Annotated in this window: 8 protein-coding genes; 6 read left to right on the top strand and 2 right to left on the bottom strand. The window is 60.3% G+C overall.

The window, feature by feature from the left end:
• Positions 1–139: 139 nt before the first annotated feature.
• Positions 140–1,120 carry a LysR family transcriptional regulator gene (locus F8N80_RS27345; RefSeq protein ID WP_150747091.1) on the bottom strand — a complete coding sequence of 327 codons (981 nt, stop codon included), beginning with the start codon at positions 1,118–1,120 and terminating at the stop codon, positions 140–142.
• A gap of 198 nt (positions 1,121–1,318) precedes the next feature.
• Between F8N80_RS27345 and pdxR the strand changes: the two genes are divergently transcribed.
• From pdxR to F8N80_RS27325, 4 genes are all read left to right on the top strand, one after another.
• Entirely contained in the window at positions 1,319–2,752 is a 1,434-nt protein-coding gene (pdxR, locus tag F8N80_RS27340) for a MocR-like pyridoxine biosynthesis transcription factor PdxR (RefSeq protein WP_150747090.1), read from the top strand.
• 122 nt (positions 2,753–2,874) lie between these two features.
• Complete coding sequence (locus F8N80_RS27335; protein ID WP_150747089.1) at positions 2,875–3,168, top strand: antibiotic biosynthesis monooxygenase family protein; 294 nt, start codon at positions 2,875–2,877, stop codon at positions 3,166–3,168.
• A gap of 190 nt (positions 3,169–3,358) precedes the next feature.
• Positions 3,359–3,778 carry a cupin domain-containing protein gene (locus F8N80_RS27330; protein WP_150747088.1) on the top strand — a complete coding sequence of 140 codons (420 nt, stop codon included), beginning with the start codon at positions 3,359–3,361 and terminating at the stop codon, positions 3,776–3,778.
• 228 nt (positions 3,779–4,006) lie between these two features.
• Positions 4,007–4,717 (top strand): ATPase, encoded by a 711-nt coding sequence (locus F8N80_RS27325; protein ID WP_150785108.1) that lies wholly within the window; start codon positions 4,007–4,009, stop codon positions 4,715–4,717.
• A 187-nt stretch (positions 4,718–4,904) separates the two neighbouring features.
• On the opposite strand, the gene F8N80_RS27320 is transcribed toward F8N80_RS27325, so the two are convergent.
• Positions 4,905–9,806: an NAD-glutamate dehydrogenase gene (locus tag F8N80_RS27320; protein ID WP_150785107.1), complete on the bottom strand. Its 4,902-nt coding sequence runs from the start codon at positions 9,804–9,806 to the stop codon at positions 4,905–4,907.
• A 503-nt stretch (positions 9,807–10,309) separates the two neighbouring features.
• Here F8N80_RS27320 and F8N80_RS27315 point away from each other — a divergent pair.
• Positions 10,310–10,663 (top strand): hypothetical protein, encoded by a 354-nt coding sequence (locus F8N80_RS27315; protein WP_150747085.1) that lies wholly within the window; start codon positions 10,310–10,312, stop codon positions 10,661–10,663.
• Between the two features lie 287 nt (positions 10,664–10,950).
• Positions 10,951–11,910, top strand: coding sequence for an AAA family ATPase (locus tag F8N80_RS27310; protein ID WP_150747084.1), 960 nt, complete (start codon positions 10,951–10,953; stop codon positions 11,908–11,910).
• Positions 11,911–11,914: the final 4 nt, after the last annotated feature.

Here is an 11,914-nt window from a genome sequence, read left to right as displayed (position 1 = left end):
TACCACGCAAGCACTGGTGATACTGGCTCGCAAACTCGCTCGAATCGTATTCGCCCTACTGAAAGGGCAGAGCGAATACCAACCGAAAGCAGGTTGAGGCTTCCCCTCAACCATAGAATCTCCCACACTTGGACCTCGTTCAGCTTTCGAACCACTCCCGCCGCTCTTCGAAGGTGTTGTGGATCAGATCGACGATCATCTGCACCCCGGCCTCCTCCCTGGAACCGGCATTGACCGCCATCCACACCTGGCGCTGCATCGGTTGCCCGAACAATCCCGGCAACGCCACCACCCCCCGGTCGAACCGGCTCATGTAGTGCGGCAGCAGCCCAATGCACGCGCTGCAACGGATCATCTCCAGCATCAGCTCATAGGAATGCAACTGCACCACCCCCGCCAGACGCTGATCCACTACGCTGTTCCATGGTCCGAAATGCTCGATCTGACGGTCATGCTGCCATTGCACCAGCATGAAATCGGCCAGGTCATCCAGGCTGTCCGGGCGCGCCGCAACCCGCGAATAGCGCTTGGCAATGTGCGGCAGGTAATCGAGCCGTGCCAGTTTCCGGGGTTCGCTGGTGGCAAAACTCGGACCTGGCAGCGGCGAATCGGTGCCGGCCAGCCATACCACCACATCGGCACTGATGGCTTGCAGGGACAGTTCGCTGTCCAGGGAGATGATATCCAGGCGCACGCTGGCGTTGCGTCGCAACAGCGAGACCAGGTCGCGGCCGAGTATGTCGTGCAGGATGGTTTCGCTGACGGCCAGGCGTATCAACGGCTGTTCGATCACCGGCAATTCCCGTTCATGGGCCAACGCGATCAACTGCGCCTGCAGCTGCAAACCGTCACGGCTGAGGGCAAGACCATTATCGCTATGGCTTAACAACGAACACTGCAGTTGCGTTTCAAGCTGCGCCAATTGTTTGCGCAGCCGGGTCGCCTTGATATTGAGGCTACGGGCCGCCTGCATGAAACAGCCGCACCGGGCAATCACCCGGAACGACTGCGCGAGCTCTGGATCGAGCCCCGCCGCCAGCGTGCGCCAGGACGCGGTATTCGCTGCAGGCGCGCGATACCGGGCGACGCCTTGACGGCCTGAGGTTTCCATAAAGGGCATCGATGACTCCTTGTCGATCCGGTTCCGAAGCCTCACATCCTGAGCATCTTTCATGAATCTGGTGTGACAACCGTTTCGCTTGCGCTGCCCTCCATGGCAATCAGAGGTTTTTCGCCCACGCAACTTCTGCGCAGCCGCTCATGCGGGTAATCTGGCGCGACGCACACGCGCCTCAACCGCTGCAGGAGCCTCGCCGGTATGGAACTTCATGTTGTCATCGACGGCCGCAAGGACCTGGCAGGCCAGTTATACAGACAACTGCGCAGCGCCATCGAATCCGGCCGCCTGGCAGCCGGGACGCAGCTTCCGCCCAGTCGTTTGCTGGCGCAACAGCTGGGCATTTCGCGCAAGACCATTTCCGACACCTACACCCAGTTGACCTACGAAAACTTCCTCACCGGGGTGATCGGCAAAGGCACCTACGTCAACGCCCGGGCGGCGAAAACTACCCGTAAACAGAGCCATTCGGAACTGGCCGGTTATGATGTCATCGAGACCTGGCGCAACCTGCCGGTGTTTCTGCGCCATCCGCCCCTGGAAGGCTCGTTGCGCTACGACTTCATCGGTGGCGCCACCAGCAAGGGCCAGTTCCCCCAGGACGACTGGCGGCGCTGCACCTCCCACGCCTTGCGCCAGATCGCCGGCTCCAAGGGCTTTTACAGCTTGCCCGAGGGCCTGCCGGCGCTGCGCACTGCGATTGCGCGGCACATTGCGTTTTCACGCGGGGTCAACTGCCAGGATGAGGACGTGGTGGTGTGCAACGGTGCGCAACAGGCGCTGGACCTGATTTCCCGGGTGCTGACGAGCCCGGGCAGCCTGGTGGCCATGGAGGACCCCGGGTACCCGCCGGCGCGTTTGCTGTTCGGCAGCCACGGTGCGACCGTGATCGGGGTGCCGGTGGATGCCGAAGGCATACAGGTCGACAAGATTCCCGATGGCACCCGGCTGATTTACGTCACCCCGTCCCACCAGTTCCCCCTGGGCATGCCCATGAGCCAGGACCGTCGGGTGGCGCTGCTGGAACGGGCCTACGCCCTGGGCGCGATCATCATCGAAGACGATTACGACAGCGAGTTTCGCTACGAAGGCCGTCCCACCGACTCCTTGCAAAGCATGGATGAGCGCGGGATCGTCGCTTATGTCGGGACCTTTTCCAAAACCCTGCTGCCGGAGTTGCGATTGGGTTATGCGATTCTGCCGCCGGCCATTCTTGAAGCCGTGATCCGTGCCAAGCAACTCACCGACCTGCACACCTCCACCCTGCCCCAATGGGCGCTGGCCAAGTTCATTGCCGAAGGCTGCCTGCTCAAGCACATTCGACGCTGCCATGCGATCTATGCCGGGCGCCGTGAACGAATACTCGCGCGTGTGGCCTGCGACCTTGCACCCTGGCTTGAGGCCGTGCCGACCACGGCCGGCTTTCACATGGTGGTTATGTGCAAAGTGCCTATCGATATTCCTTTAGTGATCACACTCGCCAAACAGGTCGAAGTCGGCCTTTACGCCATCGACAGCTTTTTCTACCAGCAAGCGCCACGGGCCGGGTTTTTCCTGGGTTTTGGGGCCATCGAGACCCTGGACATCGACATCGCCCTGGACCGTTTTCGGGACATTCTGCAGCAGGTTGCCTGACGGATTGGTCTGGGTTTTTATCCGGCGATTGGCTATTGGTGGTCCGAGGGGCCAGGCCTATCCTGAATGGGTGTTCTCTTCAGTGAGCAGGATTCGTCCGGCCTGATTCAGGAGTGTGAGCAATGTCCAGCGAAGTGATCAATACCGTCAAGGTGCAGGCTGCGGCCGGCCGCTCGGAAGAACTGGGCAGGCAATTGCAAAAGATTGTCGAAACCCTGCGCGAACAACCGGGCTGCGACTCCTATATGGTCGACCGCTGCCCCGAGGACGATAGCCGCTGGACGGTCAGCGCCCACTGGCAATCGGAAGCCGCCATGCAGATGCATTTCAACTGCCCTGAAGTACAAGGCTTCATCGGCCTGATCGATAGCCGACTGGCCAACGCTGTCGACTTCAATAGCTTCCCTATCGTTTAGCCAGTTAGATCGCAGTCTGCGGCCACTCCTGCAGGGCAATGGGTACCCCCGCAGGAGCTGCCGAAGGCTGCGATCTTTTGATTTCAACGATATCGATTGGTCCCCTTACCTTCCCGAAAATTGGCTGTTTGATTGCCCCGATCGGCGCATTACTGTGGTGCCTGACGACTAACCACCGCAGGTGATAACCATGAAAGCTTTGCGTTTCTGTGCTGCTTCCCTCGCCGCCCTGGCGCTGACCGTATCAGCCTCGGCATTCGCCCATGAAGCCACAGCCCCGTCGGAAAAAGTGACGGTGTTGCAGGACCAGATGCTGAAAAATGTGCCAGGTAAAAAAGCCTTGATGATCGAAGTCGACTACAAACCCGGCCAGGCGTCCATCGCCCACAAGCACGAGGGCACGGCCATGGCCTACGTTCTTTCGGGGACGATCATTTCTCAAGTGAAGGGTGAAAAAGCGCTCACGTACAAGGCCGGCGAGTACTGGTACGAGGCTGCGGGATCGGAACATCTGGTTTCGAAAAATGCCAGCACTTCCGAGCCTGCCAAGTTGTTAGTGTTCATGGTGTTGTCGCCGGACGAAAAAGTATTGACCCCATTGGAAAACTGATAGCTGTCACGGCAACTATAAATAAACAGGCACGAATGGTGATTTGCGGCCTGTTTATTTCCCGCAGCACTTAACCGCCCACTTTTAAACCAAACAAAACTATGGGTTACCTTACAAGTGCCGTTATTGGCTATTTCATTCAGCAGGGACAGGTTTAGTCTGGAATCACCGCCGCCCCGCTCCGGCCACTAAAACGTCCAATTCACGTTGTTTCACTGGAGAAACACCATGAAACTTGCGCTTGTCAGTACCTTGACCATGACGGCTCTCCTGGCCGGCTGTTCAATACCCACGGCACCCACCGCTGTTTCGACCCTGGACGGCCTCTTTACCGAGCCGGTCGGTCGCAGCAGCGCCACGCGTGTCGCCAACGGTAGCGACGTTTCCCTGGGCATCGTCTACAGCCGCACCACCCAGGCCAATCGCGCCTACCTTCAGGACTACCAGACCAACGCCGGCACCGGTTTTGGCCAGAGCCTGCTGGTGCAATCGATCCACGATGCCTATGTAGCCACCTCAAAACCCGACCTGGCGGTGGACTGGGTCAAGGCGTCCTTGCAACGCCAGTTCGGTACGGTCACGGTGTATCCGGACATGCAAAGCCTCAGGGCGGCGAAACCGGATGTCGTCGCCGTTGTCGATACCCGTAGTCAATTGATGACATCGCGCAGTTCCGACATCGAGGCGGATGTTCGTGCAATGTTTTATGACTCGAACTTCAATTACGTCGGCACTGCACAAGGGTATGAGGCCAAGGCGCTGAGTCCGCTATGGGCAGACTATAAACGCAGTGAAGAGATAGTTGCAGACATTAACGAACAACAGAATGTGCAAGTTCGGGCGCTGCAGAAGTTTGACCGGTCGCTCAGTAATTTATTGACCAGACCGACAGATAAAGTGTCGATGATCGATAATGAAACGGGCCGGAAGTTGTATTGAGGCAAATGACCTCATCGCGGGCAAGCCCGGCTCCCACAGGTTTTGTGTCGTGTGCATGTTATGTATCCAACATCACCCCTGTGGGAGCCGGGCTTGCCCGCGATGAGGCCCGACCCGACAGCACAAAACTTTCAGAAAAAAAAAGCCCCGCCTCTTTCGAGACGGGGCTTTTTCATTCAACGCCTGATCAGGCAGCCGGCTCCAGCACGGCGCTGGCAGGGGCTGCGGCAGGAATCACCGCTTGCCCGCTCAACGCCAGGTCCAGTAGTTCGCGGTTGGCCACCGCGTACATGGCGTAGTCCGTGCCGCTGGCGGCACGCAACTCCACCAGCATGGCACGCCAGCGCTCGATCATGCCCTCGTGCTGCTCCATCCACAGCTCCAGGCGTGTTTCCACATCCTGGGAGCCGTCGCCCTGTTGCAGGACCGAGATGGTGATCGCACGTTGTTGCCAGTCGACGTCATCACGGAACGCTTCACGGGCCAGGGCCTGCCAGTTGTTTTCAACCGGCAGGGCACTGATCTGTTGCAGGTACCAGGTAATGTCCAGCGCACTGCCCACGGCAAAGTAAGCCTTGGCCACGTCCACCGGGTTCTGGCCGGTCACGTCGGAGGCTTCGATGATCGGCAGCAAGGTGTACAGGTGAGTGGTGCCTGCAACCATGCGCGCCAGCAACTCAGGTACGCCAGCGGCGACGTAAGCCTGGTAACGAGTCTGCCAGCCGACCCGGGTCGGGCCTTCCAGCAGTTCGTCGAGCTTGAGGCCCAGCGCCGCCAGATGCGGACCGAAGTGCGCGACGTCACGGGCAGCGTTCTGCTCGTTGCGACGGCTGCGCAGGAACCAGCGCGTAGCGCGGCGGCCCAGACGCATCAGCTCATCCATCAGCTCCAGTTGCACGTCAGCGGAAACCTGGTAATCCAGGGCTTCAATCTGACGGAACCAGTGCGGGAGATGGAAAATGTCACGCACGATCACGTAGGCACCGGCCACATTCGCCGGGCTCATGCCGGTCGACTCCTTGAGTCGCTGCACGAAGGTGATGCCCATGTGGTTCACCAGATCGTTGGCGATCTGGGTGCTGACGATTTCGCGCTTCAGACGGTGACGGCGCATGGCGGCGGAGAACTTGCTCACCAGGCTTGGCGGGAAAGCGGTTTCCATGTCGCGGGTCAGGTAGTCGTCGTCCGGCACCTGGGAGTTGAGCAGCGCTTCCTTGAGGTCGATCTTGCTGTAGGAGATCAGCACCGACAGCTCGGCACGGGTCAGGCCGTGGCCTTCGGCGATACGCTCGTTGATCGCCTCTTCAGCCGGCAGGAACTCGATGGCGCGATCCAGCTTGCCGCGGCTTTCCAGATCGTTCATCAGACGCTTGTATTCGGCAATCCGCACGTAGGCACGGCGGGCCGCCAGGGACAGGGCCTGGGTCTGCTTGTAGTTGTTGCCGAGCACCAGGTTGCCGACTTCGTCGGTCATGCTGCCAAGCAACAGGTTACGTTGCTTCTCGGTCATGTCACCGGCGTGCACGACTTCGTTGAGCAGGATCTTGATGTTGACTTCGTGGTCGGAGCAGTCCACGCCACCGGCGTTGTCGATGAAGTCGGTGTTGGAACCGCCGCCATTGAGACCGAATTCGACGCGACCCAGTTGGGTCATGCCGAGGTTACCGCCCTCGCCCACCACTTTGCAGCGCAGTTCGTTGCCGTTCACGCGCAGTGCATCGTTGGCCTTGTCGCCGACATCGGCGTGGGTTTCGCTGCTGGACTTGACGTAGGTACCGATGCCGCCGTTCCACAACAGGTCTACCGGGGCCTTGAGCAAGGCATTGAGCAGTTCGGTCGGGGTCAGCTTGTCGGCCTGGATGTCGAAGCGTTCTTTCATCTGCGGGGAAATCGCAATGCTTTTCGCGCTGCGGGAGAAGATCCCGCCGCCTTCGGACATGATGCTGGTGTCATAGTCCGACCAGGCCGAACGCGGCAGGTCGAACAGGCGCTGACGCTCGGCGAAGCTGTTGGCAGGCTCCGGGTTCGGGTCGATGAAGATGTGCAGGTGGTTGAACGCGGCGACCAGTTGCAGCTTGTCGGACATCAACAAGCCGTTACCGAACACGTCACCGGCCATGTCGCCGACGCCCACCACGGTGATGCTGTCTTCCTGGACATTGATCCCGCGTTCACGGAAGTGGCGTTGTACGCCGACCCACGCGCCCTTGGCGGTGATGCCCATTTTCTTGTGGTCGTAGCCGGCCGAGCCGCCCGATGCGAAAGCATCGCCGAGCCAGAAGCCGTAATCGATGGCAATGCCGTTGGCGATGTCGGAGAAGGTCGCAGTACCCTTGTCCGCTGCCACGACCAGGTACGGGTCATCGTCGTCATGACGCACGACGTTGGCCGGCGGCACCAGGGCGCCGTCCTTCAGGTTGTCGGTGATGTCCAACAGGCCCGAAATGAAGATGCGGTAGCAGGCGATGCCCTCGGCCGCGATCTCGTCACGGCTGCCGCCCAATGGCAGGCGCCGCGGCAGGAAGCCGCCCTTCGCCCCCACCGGCACGATGACCGAGTTCTTCACTTGCTGGGCTTTTACCAGGCCGAGGACTTCGGTACGGAAGTCTTCTTCACGGTCGGACCAGCGCAGGCCGCCGCGCGCGACATTGCCGAAGCGCAGGTGCACGCCTTCGACCCGTGGCGAGTAAACGAAAATTTCGAACTTCGGTACTGGCTTGGGTAGTTCCGGAATCTGGTGCGGGTTGAACTTGAAGCTGAAATACGACTTGTTCTGGCCCCGGGCATCGGTCTGGTAGAAGTTGGTCCGCAGGGTGGCCTTGATCAGGTCCAGGTAGCGCCGCAGGATGCGGTCTTCGTTCAGCACCTGGACGTCGTCCAGAGCGGTCAGGATCGCGTGTTCCAGGCGTTGCTGCTTGTCTTCCAGGTCGTCGCTGGCGAGCTTGCGCGCCAGGTAGAAACGGGTCTTGAACAGCCGGGTCAACTCGCGAGCGATGTCGGTGTGGTTGGTCAGGGTGCTGGCGATATAGCCCAGGTCGAAGCCCAGGCGGATCTGCTTCATGTAGCGGGCGTAGGCACGCAGCAGCGCCACGTCGCGCCATGGCAGACCGGCGGTCAGCACCAGGCGGTTGAAGGCATCGTTCTCGGCATCGCCGCGCACGATGTGCACGAAGGCGTCCTGCAGGGTGTCGTTGAGCTGCTGGATGTCGAGTTCCAGGCCTTCGGCGGCGGTGAACGCGAAGTCATGGATCCAGAACTCGCGGCCGCTGTTGTGGCGCAGACGGTACGGGAACTCGCCCAGCACGCGCAGGCCGAGGTTTTCCAGGATCGGCAACACGTCCGACAGCGCCAGTGGCGTATCGGCGTGATACAGCTTGCAGTGCAGCATGCGCTGACCGGAGACCTGGGCCAGCGGCTGGTAGAAGCTCATCACCAGCGGATTTTTTTCGCTCAGGCTCAGCAGGTGTTGCATGTCGACCACCGCCGAGTGGGCGGCGAAACGTTCGCGGTAACCGGCCGGGAAGCCTTTCGGGAAGTCGGCCAGCACGTTGGTGCCACTGGCCTCACCGAAACTTTCAACCGTCAGGCTGGCGTAGTCGTCCTGCCAGCTGCGGCAGGCTTGGATCACTTCGTTTTCCAGTTGCAGCGGATCGATGTCCAGACGATTCTTCGGATCGACGCGCAGGATCAGCTGCACACGGGCCAGCACCGATTCGGAGAAGAAGGTCCAGAACTCGCAATCCGAGGCTTTCAGGCGATCCATCAGCACTTGCTGGATCTTCTGTCGCACTTCGGTGGAATAGATGTCACGCGGCACGTAGGCCAGGCAGTAGCAGAAGCGGCCGTACGGGTCTTTGCGCAGGAATACGCGGATCTTGTTGCGTTCCTGGATCTGCACGATCGACATCACGGTGCTGAACAGCTCGTCGACCGGGGTCTGGAACAGATCGTCGCGCGGCAATACTTCGACCACCTGCGCCAGTTCCTTGCCCAGGTGAGCCTTGGCCTGGAAGCCGGAGCGGCGTTCGATTTCCTCGACCTTGCGGCGGATGTAAGGGATGGCCCGCACGCTCTCGCCATACACCGCCGAGGTGTACAGGCCCATGAAACGGCATTCCTTGATGACCTTGCCGTCGGCATCGATTTCACGGATCGACACATAGTCCGGGTAAGCCGGACGGTGCACACGGCTTGGGTGCGCGGCCTTGGCGAACGACAGCAGGGTCGGTTCGCGCAGGTAGTTCACGGCGTAGTCTTCGATGCGCAGGTCATCGTAGGTCAGGCCGATGCGCAGCAGCTTGGTCAGACCGAGGAAGGAATCCTGGTCGTAGACGATGTGGCCACCGTCGGCTTCATCGCGGACCACGAATTCTTCATAACCCAGGAAGGTGAAGTGGTTGCCCATCAGCCATTCCAGGAAGCTTTTGATTTCGGCTTTTTCTTCAGGGTCGACCGCGAACCGGCTGTTGTCGAGGCCGGTGAGTATTTCCTGGACCTTGGCTTTCATCGGCTCGAAATCGGCCACCGCGACGCGGACTTCACCGAGAACCTGTTCCAGCTCTTTGCTCAGGACATTCAGTTCGGCGGTGTTGGCACAGCGGTCGATTTCCAGGTACATCAGGGATTCTTGAAGGATCCCTTCGCCCTGGGTGCCCTTGGGCAGGACTTCCAGCAACTCTCCCTTGCTGCCGCGACGCACGCTCAGCACGGTGGTTTGCAAGGTATGGATGCTGTAGCCGCGACGGTTCAGCTCGGTACGCACCGAGTCGACCAGGAACGGCAGGTCGTGGTGCAGCACTTCGACCGCGGTGTGGGTCGACTGCCAGCCGTGGCGTTCGTAATCGGGGTTGTAGACGCGCACTTGCGGATGCGCGTGATCGAAGCGCTCAAGCAGGCGCCACGCGGAAAGGGTGCAGCCGGCGAGGTCGGACAACCGACGCTGGGTCAGCTCGTCCAGGGAAATGATGCCGAAAAATTGTTCCGCGAACAGCGCCACTTGTGGCAGTGCCTGTTCACTGATGTGCTGCGCCAGTGCCGCTTGCAGTTGGTGCTGGAAGTCGGCTTTGCTGGCTGCGGTGAAGAACGCCATCTGTGGTACTCCGCTTGGGCTTGTTATTGATGGAAGCGTCGCGTGCAAAACCCCTTACGGGGCGATCCGTCACCCTGTTCCTGATTCTCGGGCAGAGGAAACAGGATGACAGGTGGGTGAAGCTGGACGAGACACTCGGGTCACATTCACCTTCCATGAATGGGCATCTGCAAAAGCGACTGGGCTGCGTGCAGCGCAATGCCTTTACAGGTGCTCATCCGTTGCGCAGCTTAACCAGTGCGGCAAGGCCCGTGCTTGCGGTGCTGCGACATATTCGGTCATCTGTACGTAGCGCGTGCCCTGTGCCTCGAACAACACTAGCAGCCGAGTGGGAAATTGGGCGCTTTATGCCTGGGTTTACCCCACCTGCGTACCAGAAATGACCAGCAACCCCTCGAATGTTCACGACACTTGCTCAGACACTCAACCGAGCAGAAATTCCCGAGGGCTGGCAGAATCGCCTTTTGTTGTGTTCACAATGCTCGCCGAGCCAGGATTCCCCCATGCAAATGACCACCCCCCTCTTGATCGTCAACCCCTGCGATGACGAGGAAGACAACATGGCGATGCTGTGCTGCCACAGCGAACAGGGCGATATGTTCCTGATGACCCGCTACCCGGACGAGGACGAGCTGGAAATTACCCTTGATGGGGAGCCTTCGACCCTGGAGGGAGTGAAAGTCACCCTGAGCCCTACCCGTCTGCTGATCGAAATTGCTGCAGCTGATGCGGATGCGCTGAATGGGGATGATTCGCTGGAGATCACTCACAGCACGGATGCGGGGGATCTGGCGGAGGTGGAAGAAACCTTGCAGAACATTCTCAGGGGGACCGGGACTTATATCAGCGAGCTTTGAATATCAGCGCCTGTGCGGGCGCCTTCGCGAGCAAGCCCGCTCCCACATTCGATCGCAGTTTTCCTGGCAGAACGCGGACAAATGTGGGAGCGGGCTTGCTCGCGAAGAGGCCCGAAAGAACACCACTACTCTTTGTCCCCTGCAAGATTCCAACGATTTCGCCCATCATTTCCCGCGCTTTGCGCAAAATGCCGTTAGTCGTCACCCCCCGCGATGCTTTAAAGTAGCGCCCCCAGCCCTGGCGTTACCGGAACGTCTGCGGTCACCCTTTCCAGGAACAGTCATCGATGGAACATCGTGAAGCGCTGCTAGCGCTGCGAACCTTTCTTTCAACGCAGATTCTCGGCCAGGAAAAACTTATCGAGCGCTTGCTCATCGCCCTGCTCGCCGACGGCCACATGCTGGTCGAGGGCGCACCGGGCCTGGCCAAGACCAAGGCCATCAAAGAACTCGCCGAAGGCATCGAAGCCCAGTTCCACCGCATCCAGTTCACCCCCGACCTGTTGCCGGCCGACATCACCGGCACGGAAATCTATCGCCCGGAAACCGGCAGTTTCGTGTTCCAGCAAGGGCCGATCTTCCACAACCTGGTGCTGGCGGACGAAATCAACCGTGCCCCGGCCAAGGTCCAGTCGGCGCTGCTCGAAGCCATGGGCGAGCGTCAGGTCAGTGTCGGGCGCAGCACCTATGAGTTGTCGCCGTTGTTCCTGGTGATGGCCACGCAAAACCCGATCGAGCAGGAAGGCACCTACCCGCTGCCCGAAGCGCAGCTGGACCGTTTCCTGATGCACGTGAAAATCGGGTTTCCGGACGCTGCGGTCGAACGCCGCATCCTGCAACAGGCCCGCGGCGAAGCCTTGCACGGCGAAACCAAGCCCGAGCGACGGGTCAGCCAGCAGGCGATCTTCGCCGCACGCAAGGAGATTCTCGGCCTGTACATGGCCGACGCCGTGGAGGAATACCTGGTGCAACTGGTCATGGCCACGCGCACCCCGGCCAAGTTCGACCCGGAGATGGCCGAATGGATCGCCTACGGCGCCAGCCCGCGCGGCTCGATTGCCTTGGACCGTTGCGCCCGGGCCCACGCCTGGCTGGCCGGTCGCGACTTCGTCAGCCCCGAAGACATCCAGGCCGTACTGTTCGATGTGTTGCGCCACCGCATCATTCTGTCTTTTGAAGCCGAAGCCGCCGGGATCGACCAGGACCGGGTGGTTCAGCGGATTCTCGACGCCGTAGCCGTCGCTTGACCCC

The organism is Pseudomonas fluorescens (genome assembly GCF_902497995.1).
Taxonomy (GTDB): Bacteria; Pseudomonadota; Gammaproteobacteria; order Pseudomonadales; family Pseudomonadaceae; genus Aquipseudomonas; species Aquipseudomonas fluorescens_BK.
Note: the sequence above shows the minus strand (reverse complement) of the source record. Positions and strands in the feature narration are given on the sequence as shown.